The sequence below is a fragment of the Alterinioella nitratireducens genome (assembly GCF_013155465.1).
Taxonomy (GTDB): Bacteria; Pseudomonadota; Alphaproteobacteria; order Rhodobacterales; family Rhodobacteraceae; genus Alterinioella; species Alterinioella nitratireducens.
Genome location: NZ_JABJVX010000003.1, coordinates 353381 through 371333, shown reverse-complemented (window position 1 = coordinate 371333; position 17953 = coordinate 353381). Strand labels below are relative to the sequence as shown.

At 66.7% G+C, this 17953-nt stretch carries 12 protein-coding genes and 1 pseudogene; 7 read left to right on the top strand and 6 right to left on the bottom strand.

The features are described from left to right. Positions 1-196 precede the first annotated feature (196 nt). Both HNS34_RS07475 and HNS34_RS07470 read left to right on the top strand, forming a co-directional pair. Positions 197-418, top strand: coding sequence for a hypothetical protein (locus HNS34_RS07475; protein WP_172319413.1), 222 nt, complete (start codon positions 197-199; stop codon positions 416-418). Further along, positions 415-924 (top strand): host attachment family protein, encoded by a 510-nt coding sequence (locus HNS34_RS07470; protein ID WP_235952649.1) that lies wholly within the window; start codon positions 415-417, stop codon positions 922-924. The genes HNS34_RS07475 and HNS34_RS07470 overlap by 4 nt, the downstream gene beginning before the upstream one ends. A gap of 20 nt (positions 925-944) precedes the next feature. Here HNS34_RS07470 and HNS34_RS07465 read toward each other — a convergent pair whose 3' ends face one another. Then, positions 945-1493 (bottom strand): LOG family protein, encoded by a 549-nt coding sequence (locus HNS34_RS07465; RefSeq protein ID WP_172319412.1) that lies wholly within the window; start codon positions 1491-1493, stop codon positions 945-947. Between the two features lie 116 nt (positions 1494-1609). On the opposite strand from HNS34_RS07465, the gene HNS34_RS07460 reads away from it, so the two are divergent. Both HNS34_RS07460 and HNS34_RS07455 read left to right on the top strand, forming a co-directional pair. Then, positions 1610-3616, top strand: coding sequence for a LysM peptidoglycan-binding domain-containing protein (locus HNS34_RS07460; RefSeq protein WP_172319411.1), 2007 nt, complete (start codon positions 1610-1612; stop codon positions 3614-3616). Between the two features lie 102 nt (positions 3617-3718). Continuing rightward, entirely contained in the window at positions 3719-5545 is a 1827-nt protein-coding gene (locus HNS34_RS07455) for an ABCB family ABC transporter ATP-binding protein/permease (protein WP_172319410.1), read from the top strand. Between the two features lie 178 nt (positions 5546-5723). On the opposite strand, the pseudogene HNS34_RS07450 reads toward HNS34_RS07455, so the two are convergent. Together HNS34_RS07450 and HNS34_RS07445 are read right to left on the bottom strand one after the other, a co-directional pair. Next, positions 5724-9426: pseudogene (locus HNS34_RS07450) on the bottom strand (efflux RND transporter permease subunit). Beyond that, positions 9423-10715, bottom strand: coding sequence for an efflux RND transporter periplasmic adaptor subunit (locus tag HNS34_RS07445; RefSeq protein ID WP_172319409.1), 1293 nt, complete (start codon positions 10713-10715; stop codon positions 9423-9425). The pseudogene HNS34_RS07450 and the gene HNS34_RS07445 overlap by 4 nt, the downstream one beginning before the upstream one ends. A gap of 253 nt (positions 10716-10968) precedes the next feature. Between HNS34_RS07445 and HNS34_RS07440 the strand changes: the two genes are divergently transcribed. From HNS34_RS07440 to der, 3 genes are all read left to right on the top strand, one after another. Then, positions 10969-11712: a tetratricopeptide repeat protein gene (locus HNS34_RS07440; protein WP_214647446.1), complete on the top strand. Its 744-nt coding sequence runs from the start codon at positions 10969-10971 to the stop codon at positions 11710-11712. Between the two features lie 48 nt (positions 11713-11760). Next, entirely contained in the window at positions 11761-13089 is a 1329-nt protein-coding gene (locus tag HNS34_RS07435) for a PQQ-like beta-propeller repeat protein (RefSeq protein ID WP_172319408.1), read from the top strand. 224 nt (positions 13090-13313) lie between these two features. Further along, positions 13314-14750 carry a ribosome biogenesis GTPase Der gene (der, locus tag HNS34_RS07430; protein WP_172319407.1) on the top strand — a complete coding sequence of 479 codons (1437 nt, stop codon included), beginning with the start codon at positions 13314-13316 and terminating at the stop codon, positions 14748-14750. Positions 14751-14841: 91 nt separating this feature from the next. Here der and grxD read toward each other — a convergent pair whose 3' ends face one another. From grxD to purL, 3 genes are all read right to left on the bottom strand, one after another. After that, positions 14842-15201 carry a Grx4 family monothiol glutaredoxin gene (gene grxD, locus HNS34_RS07425; RefSeq protein WP_172319406.1) on the bottom strand — a complete coding sequence of 120 codons (360 nt, stop codon included), beginning with the start codon at positions 15199-15201 and terminating at the stop codon, positions 14842-14844. Between the two features lie 42 nt (positions 15202-15243). Further along, positions 15244-15474 (bottom strand): BolA/IbaG family iron-sulfur metabolism protein, encoded by a 231-nt coding sequence (locus HNS34_RS07420; RefSeq protein ID WP_172319405.1) that lies wholly within the window; start codon positions 15472-15474, stop codon positions 15244-15246. Positions 15475-15599: 125 nt separating this feature from the next. Then, positions 15600-17759 (bottom strand): phosphoribosylformylglycinamidine synthase subunit PurL, encoded by a 2160-nt coding sequence (gene purL / locus HNS34_RS07415; protein WP_172319464.1) that lies wholly within the window; start codon positions 17757-17759, stop codon positions 15600-15602. Between the last annotated feature and the right edge of the window lie 194 nt (positions 17760-17953).

The following is a 17953-nucleotide window of genomic DNA, read 5'->3' as shown; positions in this document are numbered from 1 at the left end:
GATCGCCCGTCGTGACCAAGACCGAGAACGGCGCTCAACCGGACCGCGCCGCCGATGTGTGGGAACATTCCGGTCACACTGGCCTTCGGCAACACACACACCGACCCGGCGGGCCCTTTTTTTTCTTGTCCGTCCACCGGAACCCCGCGGCACGCCCTCGCGTTTTACCAGACAGCTTTCATGATTGGAGGACGACATGGCAGACCGACATCGCAGCAAGGACGGCGTCAAGGAGACCGAGAAGTTTACCGACGATCTTGATCAGCCGGGCCAGCAGGGCCGCGCCGACGGCAACCTGGAGCGCAAGGTCGGCACGCGGGACGAGAAGAAGCAGCGTATCGACAAGCCCGGAGCCGCCACCCGTGTCCGCAAATCCGACGAGATCGACACCGCGACGGACAAGAAAGGCAAGTCATGACAGACCCCAGATTGAAACATCCCGAGATTGATTACACGCGCAAGAACCGCTCGCCGCTCAAGATGGGCACCTGGGTGGTGGTGGCCGATGGCGAAAAGGCGTTGCTGCTGGAGAATATCGGCGACGCAGAAACCCCGAGGCTGGAGGTGCGCCGCGAGGAGGTGCAGGACAACCCGCCAAGCCGCGAACAGGGTACCCACGCGCCGGGCCGCTACAATGACGGCCCGCAGGTGCAGCGCTCGGCGGTCCAGGACACCGATTGGCACTGGCTGGCTAAGGAACGCTTTGCCGCCGACCTCGCGGATCTGCTGCTCGACCAGGTGCGCAAGGGCCGGTTCGAGAGGATCATCCTGGTTGCGGGGCCGAAGATTCTGGGTGAATTGCGCCGGGATCTGCACAAGGAAGTGACCGACAAGGTGGTGGCCGAGGCCGACCTGACCCTGACCAATCACACCGTCGATGACATGGCCAGGCGGATCGCCGAAGCCACGGCGCCGGAAAGCTGAGCTTGGGTGATCATGGGGCGTCAGCGCGCGGCGCGCAACAGCGCCTGCATGACCCCGGGCACGTCGCTGGCGGTCTGGAAAAACTCCAGCAGGCTGCCATCGGCGAACCCCTGATCGACGATATGATCGAGCAAGCCTCTCAACTTGTCCCAGTAGCCTTCTGAATTCAAAAGGAATATCGGCTTGTCATGCAGGCCGAGCTGACGCCATGTCAGCACCTCGAAGAACTCGTCCAGCGACCCGGCCCCACCGGGCAGCACGATAATGGCATCGGCATTCATCACCATCACCTTCTTGCGCTCGTGCATCGTCTCGGTGACGATGAAGGTGTGCAGGTCGCGCTTGCCGACCTCGCGCCGCATGAGGTGGTCGGGGATGACGCCGAAGGTGGTGCCGCCCGCGGCCATCGCAGCGCGCGCCACGATCCCCATCAGCCCGACATCGCCCGCCCCGTAGACCAGCCGCATCCCGGCCTCGGCCAGCGCGGTGCCCAGTTTCGCGGCATCCTCGGCATAAGTGTCGCGCGCGCCGGAGCGTGACCCGCAATACACACAAACGGAATATGTCATTGGTGAAGCACCCCAAGATATGGTGTTTTGACCCGTGATAGACCTCTTGATAAGGTCACACAACAGGGCTGACCCTTCTGGGGAAGGGCAGCCCCGATCGGGGAGATGTCGACGCAATGGCAATCTGGTCTGGAAACGGCCTGAGCGGCAGCATGATCGCCGCAGGTGCTGCGGCCACGCTGGTCGTGGCGGGGGCCGTTGGCTATCAATACTTTGGCGAAACCGACGCCCCGCAGGATCCGGCCCCGCAGGTCGAGGTAACGGGCCTGCCCGAGACGACCGACCCTGCGCCGCCCCTGCCTGAGGCGGCGCCGGAGACCCCGATGGAGACCGCGCCAGAGCCTGAGACGGTCGCTGAACCCGCGCCGGACAGCCCCGAGGCGCCGGACGCGGCCCCTCCTGTCGCGCCCCGTTTCGATCTCGTCCGCGTCGATGCGGCGGGCGGCGCCGTGATCGCGGGCCGGGCCGAGGCCAATGCCGATCTGCGCCTGCGTCTCGATGGCGAGGAGATACACCAGGCCAGCAGCGATGGCACCGGCTCCTTCGTGGCCATGCTGTCGATCCCGCGTTCGGACCTGCCGCAGGTGCTGAGCCTTGAAATGCTGATGGAGGGCGGCTCGGTCCTCGTCTCGGATCAAAGCGTGATCATCTCGCCGACGACCACCACCACCACCACGGCGGCCGCCGATGCCTCGCCCATGCTGCCCGATCCGGGCGGCGACGCGCTCGACCTCGCCGCGAACCTGGCGGGCGATGCGGCCCCGGCAACGCCCGCCGCGCCCACAGCCCCGCAGCTGGCCGCGCCCGACCTGCCGGCGGCACCGGGCGGGCAGGGCACGGTCGCATCCGATGCGGCGGAGCCCGCGCCCGCCACGCGACAGACCGATTTGGCCGGGGCCCCCGCCGCACAGACCACCGCTACGCCCGACGCCCCCGTAGTGGCAGCCACCGATCCCGTGGCAGGTGACAGTCCGGCGCCGCCCCAGACGCCTGCCACCCCCGAAACGGCCGACATCGCGGCGCTCGACCCGGACGCGACCGAGGCCCCGGCGACAGGAACCGCCGATCCCGGCCAGCCCGAGGCAGCGGCCCCGGCGGAGACACCCGCCGTCCCCGATGCGCCGCAGACCGACGCCGCCGCGCCCGATGCGGTGACCGATCTGGCGATGCTGGAGGCCGAGCCGCCCGTCACGGTGGACCCGGAGGCACAGGCCCCCGAACCCACGCCGTCAGGCGGCGCGGATACAGGAGCGACCGCCACCGGGGCCGCTGAGGCCACGACCGACAGCGCCATCGCCGCGCCGCAGCCCCCGGCCACCGACCTCGCCACGGCAGGCAACGCCGGGACGCCCGCGACGACCGAGACAGGGACAGCGGCGCCGGATGCCGGAACAGACCCGACGTCCCCAGTGACCAGCGTGGCAGAGACCGACACGCAAGCGACCGGCAGCAGCCCCGCGCCTGCCGTGACCCCGCCCGCGCTGGTCGAGTCCGGCGCGGTCGAAACTGCGTTGTCAGGCCCCACGCCGACCGGGGCGGATCTTGCCGATGCGCCCCCGGCCCCCGACGTGCCGGAGGCCCCGCAAGCCCCCACCGTCATGATCGCCGACAGCGAGGGCATCCGCGTGGTGCAGACCGGCGGGCCGCAGCCGCAGGCGCAGGTGGTGCTGGACACGATCTCCTATGACCTTGGCGGCGAAGTCGTGCTGGCGGGGCGCGGGCCCGCGCGCTCGGATGTGCGGCTCTATCTCGACAACCAGCCGGTGCAACTGGCGCAGATCGACGAGGGCGGAGGCTGGTCGACGCAATTGCCGCAGGTCGATCCCGGCACCTACACGCTGCGCGTCGATGAGGTCAGCGAAACCGGCGATGTGCTAAGCCGTGTCGAAACCCCCTTCCTGCGCGAGGAACCCGAATTGCTGGCGACCCTGCCGCAGCGCGATGGTGTCTCGGTCATCACGGTGCAGCCGGGCCACACGCTCTGGGGTATCGCACGCGATCAGTTGGGCGACGGGGTGCTCTATGTGCAGGTCTACGAGGCCAATCGTGACCTGATCCGCGACCCGCACTGGATCTATCCCGGCCAGATCTTCGCGATCCCCGACGCGGTCCCCGCCGAGTAATGCAAAAACGCACAAGCGGGAGGCGTCCGGATGATCTGGTCATCCGGGCGGGCTGCGCATAATCTGCACCTTCCCGACATCCGCCAGCCGAAAAGCCAGCCCATGCCCCCAGCCACGATCACCGACCAGCCCTCGGGCGCCGAGGCCCGCCGATCCGGCTGGCGCACCATCAAGCGCGTCGCACCCTACCTGTGGTCCGACACCCACCCATGGGTGAAACCGCGCGTCATCTGGGCGCTGGTCATGCTGGTGGTGGCGCGGCTGATCTCGGTCTACACGCCGTTCCTCTATGCCGATGCGGTGGACGTGCTGGCCGGCGAGGCCGACCCCGCCCGCTGGCTGGCCATCGGGGCCGTGGGGCTGACCGTGGCCTATGGCATGGCGCGCGCGATGTCGGTCGGGTTCACGCAGTTGCGCGACATGATCTTCGCCCGCGTCGGCCAGCGCGCATTGCGGCAACTGGCGCTGGAGACCTTCGAGCATATCCACGCGCTCAGCCTGCGCTACCACATCACCCGCAAGACGGGCGGCCTGTCCCGCATCATCGAGCGGGGCGTGAAGGGGGTCGAGTTCCTTCTGCGCTTCATGCTTTTTTCCATCGGGCCGCTGGTGCTGGAGCTTCTGATGATCGGCGTCGTCCTCGCCGTGATCTTCGACATCTGGTATTTCGTCGTCGTCGCCGTCACCATCGCGATCTACATCTGGTTCACCTTCAAGGTGACGGAATGGCGGGTGAAGATCCGCAAGCAGATGAACGACCAGGACACGGATGCCAACCAGAAGGCCATCGACAGCCTTCTCAATTTTGAGACCGTCAAGTATTTCGGGGCCGAAAAGCGCGAGGCCGCGCGCTATGACAGCGCCATGGCGGGCTATGAGGATGCCGCGATCCGCACGGCCTATTCGCTCGGCTACCTGAATTTCGGCCAATCCGTGATCATCACGGTGGGGCTGGTCATCGTCATGGTGATGGCGGCCATGGGGGTCGAGCGTGGCGACCTGACGGTGGGCGATTTCGTCATGGTCAACGCCTACATGATCCAGATCACCTTGCCGCTGAACTTCCTCGGCACGGTCTATCGCGAGATCCGGCAGGCGCTGGTCGATATGGGCGAGATGTTCGACCTGTTGGGCCAGCCCGCCGATGTGGTGGATCGTGACGGCGCGAGGGAGCTGGACTGCCCCAGGGGAGAGGTCGAGTTCGACAATGTGGAGTTTGGCTATGACCCGGCGCGGCCCATCCTGAAAGGCTTGTCCTTCAAGGTCGGCGCGGGCGAAACCGTGGCGCTGGTCGGCCCTTCCGGTTCGGGCAAATCGACCATCGGGCGGCTTCTCTTCCGCTTCTACGATGTCGATGGCGGCGCGGTGCGCATTGACGGGCAGGACCTGCGCGACGTGACGCAAGAGAGCCTGCACGCGCGCATCGGCGTGGTGCCGCAAGATACCGTCCTCTTCAACGACACCATCCGCTACAACATCGCCTATGGCCGCCCCGAGGCCAGCTTCGCCGAGATCGAGGCGGCGGCGAAAGCGGCCAAGATCGACCGCTTCATCAAATCGCTGCCCGAGGGGTATGAAACGGTCGTGGGCGAGCGCGGTCTGAAGCTGTCCGGCGGTGAAAAGCAGCGGGTGGGGATTGCAAGGACACTGCTGAAGGATCCGCCGATCCTGCTGCTCGACGAGGCGACATCGGCACTGGATACCGAGACCGAGCAGGAGATCCAGGAAGAGTTGAAGATGATGGGACAGGGGCGTTCGGTCATCACCATCGCGCACCGGCTGTCCACCGTGGTTCATGCCGACCGCATCATCGTGCTTGAGGCGGGCCAGATCGCCGAGCATGGCACGCATGAGGAGTTGCTGGAGGCCGACGGGCGCTATGCCTCGATGTGGGTGCGCCAGGCGTCGGAACGCGAGGATGCTGCCTGAGGCGCGCGCGCCCGCGCCGATGCGGCTTTTCTCCCGCGGGGGGCGACCCCGCGATTGCAAGAGCTTTCCAAAGCTCTTGTCGAGGCTCTTCGAAGAGCCTCTTTTCAAGATTGGTCAGGCCCCGCGTTCAGGGCCTTCGAAGGCCCTGCGGAGGCTTTTCGAAAAGCCTTCCGCCGCCTTATTCCGCCGCGCGCAAGGGGGCGTTCGGGGGGGCCGACTCTTCCTGTTCGACCTCGGCCTCCTCCGCGACACGCAGGTCCGGCCCCAGTTCAAGTGGCACCACCTCATGCGTCACCGGGGGCTCTTCCCACAAGATCACCGGGTGGCGCAGCCTGCGCGCTTCGCGGGCCAGGGCCCAATCCTGCGCGCGGAGGCTCACCCGCCGCGCGCCGAGCCGCCCAAGACCGCGCGCCAGCCAGGCCGCGATTGTCACCGACCAGACCCGCAGCGCCAGCAGGGACGGCGTCATCACCAGCGTCAGAACGGTGGCGATACCAAGCCCGAAGACGACCGCCGTGGCCAGTTGCTTCCACCACAGCGCGGTGGGGCTATCGACGGTGTAGCCGCCGGCGCCGAAATCCAGGCTGATGCCGTACATCATCGGGGCGAGGCCCGCCATGGTGGTGATCGTGGTCAGCAGGACGGGACGGATGCGCGCCTCGGCGGTGCGGGTGATCGCCTCGATCTTGGGCATGTAGCGGCTGTATTCCTGGTACGTGTCGATCAGGACAATATTGTTGTTCACCACGATCCCTGCCAGCGCGACGATGCCGGTGCCGGTCATGATGATCGAGAAGGTCTGATCCATCACCAGCATCCCGATCAGCACGCCGGTCGTGGACAAGACAACCGCCAGCAGCACCAGGACCGAGTTGTAGACCGAGTTGAACTGCGCCAGCAGGATGATGAACATGAGCCCGAGCGCCCCCAGAAAGGCTTGGCCAAGGAAGGCCTGGCTTTCTTCCTGCTCGGCCTGGTCCCCGGCCCATTCCCAGGTGACCGACGGTGGCAGGGGCCTCTCGGATTCCAGCCATCCGGTCAGCGTGGCGATGCGTTCATTGGCGGTGACGGGCTCGGATTCCAGCGCGCCGGTGCGCAATCCTTCCTGCAGCGCAAAAGCTCTCCTCGACCAGGTCGCTCCTCTCCAGCCAGGTTTCCCCGGTTTCGGTGTCGGTCAGGCGCGTCAGCCCGTCCTCGACATCGGCGCGGACATGGAAGATGCGGCTTTGATCGCGGCGGTCGATCTCGGCCAGTTGCGGGGCGGGTTCGCGGCTGATGAAGTTTGACAGCGGCACCAGCCCGTCCGCCGTGCGCACCCGAAGCGTGTCGAGCGTGGACAGCACGCGCGCCTCCTCGGGGAAACGGACGCGGATTTCGACCTCCTCGTCGCTCGATGGCACCCGCATCGTATCGAGCAGGATACCGCGCGTGACAAGCTGCACCATCGCGCCCACGGTCGCCACATTGGCCCCGAAACGGCCCGCCGCCTCGACATCGACATTGATCTCCCATTCGACGCCGGGCAAGGGCAGGGTGTCCTCGATCAGGGTCAGGGCGGGGGTCTCCTCGAACCGGGCGCGCACCAGCCGCGTGGCCTCCTGCAATTCCTCCCAGTTGTCGCCCGCAAGGCGCAGGCTGACCGGCTTGCCCGAGGCGGGCCCGCGCGAGGCGGCGAGGATCTCGGTGCGGATGCCGGGGATCTGGTCCAGCCGCTCCTGCAAGCCATCGAGGATGTCGTCGCCCCCCGGGCGCGTGCCCCATTCCTCAAGGTCCAGCTGCACCTGGCCGATGGTGTCGCGGGGGGCCTCGGAGCCGCCGGTATTGCTGTTCAGCCCGCCTTCGCCGGCAAAGGCGAAGACGTCGCGCACGCCTTCGGTCTGCATCACGATCTGCTCGACCAGGCGGACCTGCGCGTCCATCTCCTCGACGCTGAGATTGCCGCGCGCGCGGACATAGACGATGGCGTTTTCGGGCTCGGAGGCGACGAAGAACTCCACCCCGTTATTGTTTTGCTGAAAGGTCACGAAGACGAAGCCGACGAATGCCGCCACCGATGCGATGGCGACGATGGGCATTACCGGGTTGCCGACGATGGCGTGGATCACCCAGCCGAAGGGGCTGCGCCGATAGCCCGCGCGCACCGGTTTCTCGCGCTTGGGCAGCTGGATCGAGCCGAGCATCACCGACATCATGACCGAGGCCGCCACGAAGAGAAGCCCGCCGGGCAGCATCGCCATGAACGGGCTGGCCTCTGGCGCGGGCGGAAACAGCACGCCGGGGCTGATGGTTTGCAGCGCCGCCATGAACATCAGGTAACCGACGCCGAGCGTGATCGCGGCGCGCAGGATCCAGAAGGGCAGGAGGGCCTTGACGGCGGCGGTGCCATGTTCGACCAGCCGCGAGAACCGTGCCGCGACGCCGCCCAGGACCGGCAGGTAGATCAGCGCCACAATGAGCGAGGCCGACAGCACGAAGATCAGGGTCACGGGGAGCATCCCCATGAATTCCCCCGGCACACCGGGCCAGAACAGCATCGGCAGAAAGGCGCAGAGCGTCGTCGCGGTGGAGGAGACGATGGGCCAGAACATGCGCTTGGCGGCATCGGTATAGGCTTCCATCGGGCGGGCACCCTCGGCCAGGCGCTTGTCGGCATATTCGACCACCACGATGGCGCCGTCGACCAGCATCCCCACGGCCAGGATCAGCCCGAACATGACGATATTCGAGATCGTGATGCCCATGATCCCCAGCAGGATGAAGCACAGAAGGAACGAGGTCGGGATCGCGAACCCCACCAACAGCGCCGAGCGCGTGCCGAGGGCTGCCAGCACCACGATCATCACCAGCGCGATGGCGGTCAGGACCGAGCCTTCCAGCTGGCTGACCATGCTTTCCACGGTGACGGATTGATCCAGCGAAGTGGAGACCTGGACGGATTGGCGCAGCTCGGGCGGCCAGTCTTCCTGCGCGGCCTCGATCTCGGCGCGCACCAGCGCGGCGGTGTCGATGATGTTGTAGCCAAGCCGTTTGACCACCTGCAACGCCACCGTGGGTTCGCCGTTGAAGCGCGCGGTGCCGGTGCGGTCCTCGTAGGTCAGACGAATATCGGCCAGATCGCCAAGCGTCACCACGCGGTCGCCATTGACCTTGACGGGCAGGGCAAAGATGTCCTCGGTATTGTCGAAGCTCGACGGGATCGACACCGCGATGGCACCACTATCGGTGGAAACCTCGCCCGCCGCGATCAGCTGGTTGTTGTTGACCACCGCGTCGATCAATTCGCGCGCGGTGACATTGTAGGCCTCCAGCGCCAGCGGGTCGATGACGACCTCGACCATCTCGTCGCGGTCACCGGCAAGCCCCGCCTCCAGAATGGGCGGCAGCGCCTCCAGCCGGTCCTGCAATTCGCGCGCAAGCCGCAAGAGCGTGCGTTCCGGCGCGTCGCCCGAGAGCGCCACGATGATGATGGGAAACTCGGAAAAGTTGATCTCGTTGATCGAGTAGGTTTCGGCGCCTTCCGGAAACTGGGCCGAGGCCGTGTCCATCGCGTCGCGCACATCGGCGATGGTGGCGGATTTGTCCCAGCCGAACTCGAACTCCAGGAACACGCCGGCATAGCCTTCGGAGGCGGTCGCCGTGATCGTGTTCAGGCCGTCGAGATCCTGGAACTCGGTCTCCATCGGGCGCACCAGCAGGCGTTCGCTGTCGGCGGCGGAAATGCCGGGGAAGGGGACCGAGATGAAGAGGCCGGGGATGTCGATATCCGGCTCGCCCTCTTTCGGCAGGCCGACATAGGCCGCGGCCCCGATCACGACGGACAGGATCACGAAGGCCACCACCATGCGGGCCCGTTTCGCGGCCCAGTCCACCATGCCGATCATTGCGTCATGTCCCCGTAATGCGGCTCGACGGGCGTGCCGTCGGTGACGAACTCCTGCCCCACGACGATGACCTCGGCGCGTTCGGGCAGGCCGGACAGCAGCACGCCCTGGGCATTGTCGCGCAGGAAGGTGACGGGGGCGAAACGCGCGATCTGCTCCTCGTCCACGATGCGCAGGCCAAGCACGCCGTCATCGTTCAGCGTCAGGGCCGAGGACGGCAGCAGATGCGCCATCAACCCTTCCGAGGCGATGATGATATCGGCGGTCTGGCCATCGCTGATCGCCAGGTCGCTGTTGGGCACCGTGACCTCGACCCGGAAGGTGCGGGTCTGCGGATCGGCGGAGCGGCTGAGGAATGTCACCTCGCCCTGGACCTGCGCGCCCGAGGCCAGACGCGCGGCGGCAGGCGCGCCGACGGTGACGCGGGCAACCTCGGCCTCGGGCACGAAGCCCACCAGCTTGATCGGGTCGAGCTGGATCACCGTGGCGCAGAGCGCGCCGGGCTGCATCAGCGAGCCAAGCTCGGCGGTGTCGCTTTCCAGCAGACCCTCGAACGGGGCGAAGATCTGCAGGTTGGAGATCTCCTGCTCGGCGCGCAGCACCGCGGCTTCGGCGGCGCGGATGCCGCTTTGCGCGGATTGCACGGCGGCCTGCGCGGTCTGGATCCCGGCAACGGCCCCTTCCAGCGCGGCCTCGGCCGCACTGACCGTGGCGCTGGCCGATGCGGCGCGGGTTTCCGAGCCGAAGCCGCTTTCGCTGAGCCGCGTGGCCGCGTTCGAATCGATGCGCGCGGCGGCCAGCATCGCCTCGGCCTCGGACTGGCGGGCGCGGGCGGCGGGCAATTGCGCCTCGGCCTCGGGCAGGCGGGCCTGCGCCTCCAGCAGGCGGGCCTCGGCCTCGGCCAGGGCGGCGGCGCGGGCACCGGTCGCGATCTCGCACAGAAGCTGCCCTTCCTCGACAAAGGCCCCCGCGCGGATCGGTTGCGAGGTGATCAGCCCCGAGGTCTCGGCGCGCACCTCGACCTGGCGCGCGGCCTCGGTCCGGCCCCGCAGCAAGACGGCTGAGTCGACCTCCTCGGCCACCGAGCGGCGCACCACGACCGAGACGCGCTCGGCCCCGGCGGGCGCGGCCTCGACGGGCTCGTCGCCGATGTCCAGCGGGGTTTCCCCGGGGGTCTCGGCAGGCGGACGGAAACCCTCTGCGAAGCCGACCAGGCGCTCGCGCTCCATTACCACGGCATAGAGAACGGCGCTGACGAGAAGAGCGGTCAGGATGGGAAAAAGTCGCATCGAAGCCTCTTGATACCCGCAACATGCGGTATTCGGGATGAAATCGTGCGGATTGCAGAAAAAGGCAACCCCAACCAATGCACTGAACCGTTTGGTTTAGTTTAAATCCTTGCGCTGTCAATCGCAAGACTGAACTGTTCGGTTCAGTTTTGCGGCTGTGCGGGGGCAAAGCCTTGGCAAGGGGCCGATCTTCGCGTTAAGAGGCGGGTCAGTAGTTGATACCCGCGCAAAGCGGCAGGAATCTGGGGCGGACATGGCCAATACCGACAGTTTCATTGACGAGGTGAACGAAGAGCTTCGCCGCGATCGCCTGTTTGCGATGTTCCGCAAATGGGGCTGGATCCCGGTGCTTGTGGTGCTGATCATCGTCGGCGCCGCGGCTTACCGTGAATACAGCCTGGCGCAGGAGCGGGCCGAGGCCGAAGCCTTCGGCGACGCGCTGGTCGCAGCCCTGGAGGTCCAGGATGGCGCGGACCGGGTGGCAGCGCTCGAAAGCGTCAGCGCACCGGGCGAAGATGGCGAGACGCTTCTGGCGCTGCTCCTGGCGACGGAACAGGCCCGCGCGGGCGATCCGGTGGCGGCGGCGGCCAGCCTGCGCGCGATTGCCGACCAGCCCGATCTGGCGCCGCGCTACCGCGACCTGGCGCTTCTCAAGGCGCATCTGCTGGACCCGCAGGAAGACGCGATGACCACGCTGGAGATGCTGGCCGAACCCGGCGCGCCCTATCGCGCCCTGGCGCTGGAACAGCAAGCGCTGCTTCATGTCCAGAACGGCGACAGCGAGACCGCGATCGAGATCTTGCGCGCGCTGGAACAGGACAGCCAGGCCACGGCAGGCTTGCAACAGCGCACAAGTCAGTTGATTGTGGCGCTTGAGGCCGGATCGACCCTGCAAGACGCCCCCGAGGAGGCGGCGGCAGGGGAAGACGCGGCGCAAGACGCGGACCAGACGCCAGCGCCCGAGACGGATGCGGACGCGGTGGAGGCGACCGAATAGCAAGCGCCTGGCAGGTCAAGCCGGGTGGCAGAAAGAGGCGGCGGGCAGATGAACAGGGTGTCTATCGGAGTGATCGGGATCGGGCTGCTGGCCGGTCTTTCGGGCTGCGGCGAACGCGAACTGATCCTGGAAGGCCAGCGCTTCGGCACCCGCGTGCCTTTGGAAGAGGCGGTGCCGGGTGAGGCGCCCGCAGCCGAAGAGGTCGATCAGACCCGCCCGATCAGCCTGGCGGCCCCCGTCAACCTCTCGGCCTGGCCGATGCGCGCGGCGACCGACGAGAACCGGATGCCGCATGTCGCGCTGTCTTCAGCCCCGACCGAAATCTGGGCCGCGAATATCGGCCAGGGCAATTCGCGCCGCAACCGCATCACCGCCGATCCGGTGGCCGCCGACGGGCGCATCTTCACGCTCGATTCCGATGCTGGCCTGGTCGCGACATCGACCGCGGGCGCGACGCTCTGGTCGCGCGATCTGACACCTGGCTTCGAGCGCGGCGGCGGGATCTCGGGCGGCGGGCTGGCCGTGGTCGGCGGCGCGCTCTATGCAACCACGGGCTATGGCGAATTGATCTCGCTCGATCCCGCGACGGGGGCGGAGAACTGGCGCCAGCGTCTGGCGGCGGGCATCACCGCGCCGACGGTCACTGGCAATTCCATCTATGTGGTCAGCCGCGACAGCCAGGCCTGGTCGATCAACCCCGATAACGGCCGCATCCGCTGGCAATTGCCCGCAGGGGCGCCCGATGCGGTGCTGTCGGGGGGCTCTGCGCCCGCCGTGACCGACCGGCTGGTGATCTTCCCCTTCGGCTCGGGCGAATTGGTGGCCACCTTGCGCCTTTCGGGCGTGCGGGTCTGGGGCACCTCGGTCGCGGGCGGGCGGCGCGGCGTGGCCTATAACAACCTCAACGACATCACCGGCGATCCGGTCGTCGTGGGCGGCACGCTCTATGCGGGCAACCAGTCGGGCCGCGTCGTGGCGATGGAGGCCGCCTCGGGCGAGCGCCTGTGGACCGCGCAGGACGGGGCCTATTCGCCGATCCTGCCAGCAGGCGACAGCATTTTCTTCGTTTCCGACCGCAACGAGATGATCCGGCTGGATGCCGAGACCGGCGATCGCATCTGGGGCACCGAACTGCCGCTCTACGTGCAGCAGCGCGAACGTCGCAGGCAGGCCGTGTTCACCCATTTCGGCCCGATCCTGGCCGGCGGGCGCCTGGTGATCGCCTCGGGCGACGGGCTGATCCGCTTCTTCGACCCCGAAAGCGGGGCCGAGACCGGGCAGGTGGCCCTGCGCGGCGGGGCGGCGGCGCATCCCATCGTCGTGGGGGGCGTGCTCTATGTCGTCTCGGGCGACGGGCGGCTGCACGCCTATCGGTAAGCGCGGGGGCGCGACCCGCCTCGGGCCCCCATGCGGGAGCCCTCGCCGACCCGCATTGCCATGGGCGAGGGGTGGGGGCGGTGCGACTAACAGGGGTCATGTTCGGGTCAAATGTAACGCAGCTTCCGGCGGGGATATTTTCGGAACAAAGAAGGCGGGGGCTTTTCTTCTCGCGGGCGCTGCGCTATCCGGCACGATCTTGAGACGCTAAAGGAATTGGGCCGATGAGCTTTGTGCTGGCCATTGTCGGGCGACCGAATGTCGGGAAATCCACCTTGTTCAACCGGCTGGTGGGCAAGCGCCTTGCGCTGGTCGATGATCAACCCGGCGTGACGCGCGACCTGCGCGAGGGCGAGGCGCGTCTTGGCGGGCTGAGCTTTACCGTTGTCGATACTGCCGGGCTGGAGGAGGCCACGGATGACAGCCTGCAAGGCCGGATGCGGCGGCTGACCGAACGCGCCGTGGGCATGGCCGATGCCTGCCTCTTCCTGATTGACGCGCGGGTCGGGCTGACGCCGACCGACGAGATCTTTGCCGATATCCTGCGCCGCTCGGGCACGCCGGTCATCCTCGGGGCGAACAAGGCCGAGGGGCGCGCCGCCGAGGCGGGCGTGATGGAGGCCTATGGCGTCGGGCTCGGCGACCCGATCGCGCTGTCGGCGGAGCATGGCGAGGGGATGGCGGAACTGGCGGTTGTGCTGGCCCCGATGATCGAGGCGGCAGAGGGTGCCGCGGAAGAGGCCCGGACGGATGTGGACGTAGAGGAAGGCGAGACGCTGCCCGACAAGCCCTTGCAGATCGCCGTTGTCGGGCGGCCCAATGCGGGCAAGTCCACCCTGATCAACAAGATCATCGGCGAGGAGCGCCTGCTGACCGGACCCGAAGCCGGGATCACCCGCGATTCCATCGCCGTGCCAATCACCTGGGGCGGCACCAGGATGCGCCTTTTCGACACCGCCGGTATGCGCAAGCGGGCCAAGGTGCAGGAAAAGCTGGAGAAACTCTCGGTCTCGGACGGGCTGCGCGCGGTGAAATTCGCCGAGATCGTGGTGGTGCTTCTCGATGCCGCGATTCCCTTCGAGCAACAGGATCTGCGCATCGCCGACCTCGCAGAGCGCGAGGGGCGGGCCGTTGTTGTCGCGGTCAACAAATGGGATATCGAGGAGGCCAAGCAGGAAAAGCTGCGCGACCTCAAGGAGGCGTTCGAGCGCCTTTTGCCGCAATTGCGCGGCGCGCCGCTGATTACGGTCTCGGCCAAGACGGGGCGCGGTCTCGACCGGCTGCGCGAAGCGATCATCCGGGCGCATGAGGTCTGGAACCGGCGTATCCCCACGGCGCGGCTCAACTCCTGGCTTGCGGGCATGGTCGAGGCGCATCCGCCTCCCGCCCCGGCCGGCCGCCGCATCAAGCTGCGCTACATGACCCAGGCCAAGACGCGACCGCCGGGTTTCGTGGTGATGTGCTCGCTGCCCGAGAAACTGCCCGAGAGCTACTCGCGCTACCTGGTCAACGGGCTGCGCGAGGATTTCGACATGCCCGGCACGCCGATCCGGCTGCATATGCGCAGCCAATCGGATGCCAACCCCTATAAGAACCGCAAGAAATCCATCCCCTCACGGCTCAGCAAGCATGTGAAGAAGGGGGCCACGAAAAAGGGCTAGCCCTTTCATTTTGCTGGAAATACCTCAGGGGGGTGCGGGGGGACAGCGTCCCCCCGCGGGTCGGATTGCGCAGCAATCCGAAGCCCTTAGATCAAGCGTTCGCCGCGCGGATTTTCTCCGCCGCATCCTTGTCGAAGGATACGCCATTCTGTTCGAACATCTGGTCCAATTCGCCCGACAGCGTCATCTCGGTGATGATGTCGCAGCCGCCGACGAACTCGCCCTTGACGTAGAGCTGCGGGATGGTCGGCCAATCGGAATACTCCTTGATACCCTGGCGAATATCCTCGTTTTCCAACACGTTGACGTCGGAATAGTCGACGCCCATGAAATTCAGGACACCCGCCACGCGGCTGGAGAACCCGCATTGCGGCATCGCCTTGGTGCCCTTCATGAACAGCACCACGTCGTTGGAGGTGACGGTTTCCTTGATCTGGTCTTGTGCGGTCATCTTGCCTTGTCCTTTTCGGTCTGCCTTTCGGCCTATGTCGTCTTACTCCGGGGCCCGCGTGGTCAGGGCCAGCGCGTGCAATTGCCCGCTGTCGATCTGAGATTTTACTGCTGCGTTTACAGCACGTTGCTGCTGCACGCGGCTTTTCCCGCGGAAGCTTTCGTCGATGACTTCCGCGGCGAAATGGGCGCCGTCGTCGCCTTCAACGGTGATCTTGGCATCGGGGAAGGCCTGGCGCAGCAGGTCTTCGATTTCTGAGGCGAGTATGGCCATGATTTTCCCTTGATCTGTTAGCCCGAATGTAGAGGTGCGGGGGGCGGGCTGCAAGGCGGTGGCGGGCAAATCAGGGGGGTGCCTTTCCGTACACCCCCCGATGCACCCCCTGTACACCCCCTGCGTCAGGCGAACACCGCGCCGAAACTGTCGCGGTAGAGGCTGGCAAGCTCCTCCAGCGGGGCCTCCGAGCCGCCGAAGCGCACTGACGCTCCGCCGAATTTGCCGACCGTCTCGACCCGGACGCCTGCCTTGCCCGCCGCGATCATCAGCGCCTCGGCCTTGTCGAAGGAGCACGCGATCAGGTAACGCGCCTGGTCCTCGCCGAAGAGGGTCGCGGTGTCGCCGCTGTCCAGTGTCACGCCAACCCCCGAGCCTTCCGCCATCTCGAAGGCCGCCAGCGCCAGCCCGCCATCCGAAAGATCGCTGCACATGTCGATCCACGCGCGGTTTGCCCGGATGAAATCGCCGTTCAGCTTCTCGGCGTCGAGATCGACGAAAGGCGCGTCGCCATCCTCGCGGCTGAAGACCTCGGAGAGCAGCGCGGACTGGCCCAGATGGCCCGTGGTCTCGCCCACCAGCACCGCGACATGGCCGTCGCGCGCGGTGCCGCCGATGAGATCATCGAGGTGATCCAGCAGGCCGACCGCGCCGATGGTGGGGGTGGGCAGGATGCCCTTGCCGTCGGTCTCGTTATAGAGGCTGACATTGCCCGAGACGATGGGCATGTCGAGCGCCAGACAGGCCGCGCCGATTCCTTTGATCGCGCCCACGAACTGGCCCATGATCTCGGGTTTTTCGGGATTGCCGAAATTCATGTTGTCGGTGGTGGCCAGCGGGCGCGCGCCGCAGGCGGTCAGGTTGCGATAGGCCTCGGCCACGGCCTGCTTGCCGCCCTCGAACGGGTTTGCCTTGACGTAGCGCGGGGTCACGTCCGAGGTGAAGGCCAGCGCCTTGTCACTGCCATGCACCCGCACGACGCCCGCGCCTAGGCCGGGGGCGCGCACCGTGTCGGCCATGACCTGGCTGTCGTACTGTTCATAGACCCATTGCTTGGCGGCGTGGTTGGGCGAGGCAATCAGCGCCTTGAGCCCGTCAATGGGATCGACCCCGGTGACCGGGTCCATCTCTGCCGCCGGCGGTGTCTCGATATAGGGGCGGTCATATTCGGGGGCGGAGCCGGAGAGGGTGGCCAGCGGCAGGTCGGCCACGATCTTTCCCTGATGCTCGATGATGAAGCGATCGTCAGTGATGGTCTCGCCCACGATGGCGAAATCGAGATCCCATTTCTCGAACACCGCGCGCGCCGCGGCCTCTTTTTCCGGGCGCAGCACCATCAGCATGCGTTCCTGGCTCTCGCTCAGCATCATCTCATAGGCGGTCATATTGTCTTCGCGCTGCGGCACCGCGTCGAGCGTCAGCCGCACGCCAAGCCCGCCCTTGTCGCCCATTTCCACGGCCGAACAGGTCAGCCCCGCCGCCCCCATATCCTGGATCGAGATCACCGCGCCGGTGGCCATCAGCTCCAGCGTCGCCTCCATCAGGCGTTTCTCGGTGAAAGGGTCGCCCACCTGCACGGTGGGGCGCTTTTCCTCGATCGTGTCGTCGAACTCGGCGCTGGCCATGGTGGCCCCGCCAACCCCGTCGCGGCCCGTCTTGGCGCCCAGATAGACCACCGGCATGCCGACGCCCGAGGCCGCCGAGTAGAAGATTTTGTCGGTATCGGCCAGACCGGCGGCAAAGGCGTTGACCAGGCAATTGCCGTTATAGGCGGCATGAAACCGGACCTCGCCGCCCACCGTGGGCACGCCGAAGCAATTGCCGTAGCCGCCGATGCCCTCGACGACGCCATGCACAAGCTGGCGGGTCTTGCGGTGGTCAGGCGCGCCGAAGCTGAGCGCGTTCATCGCCGCGATGGGGCGCGCGCCCATGGTGAAGACATCGCGCAGGATGCCGCCGACGCCGGTGGCCGCGCCCTGGTAGGGCTCGATATAGGAGGGGTGGTTGTGGCTCTCCATCTTGAAGATGACCGCCTGACCGTCGCCGATATCGACGACGCCCGCATTCTCTCCGGGGCCGCAGATGACCTGGGGGCCGTCCGTGGGCAGGGTGCGCAGCCATTTCTTGGAGGATTTGTAGGAACAATGCTCGTTCCACATGGCGGAAAAGATGCCAAGCTCGGTGAAGGTGGGCTCGCGCCCGATGATCTCGAGAATACGGTCGTATTCATCCGCGCTCAGCCCGTGTGCGGCAATGAGATCAGGCGTGATGGCCGGTTCCTGCATGGTCATATGGTCCCCCGAAACAGCATTGGCGCTTCTTTAGGCCAAGGGCCGGTCGGGGGAAAGGGGGGCGGGTGTCGCGGCCTTGGCGGCGCGCCTGTCAAGGCCAAAAAAAAGGCCGAGAACAAGTTCTCGGCCAAAGTCCAACAGGGAGGTAGTGAAGCTCAAATCTTGTGCTCCACTGCCCGATCACATAG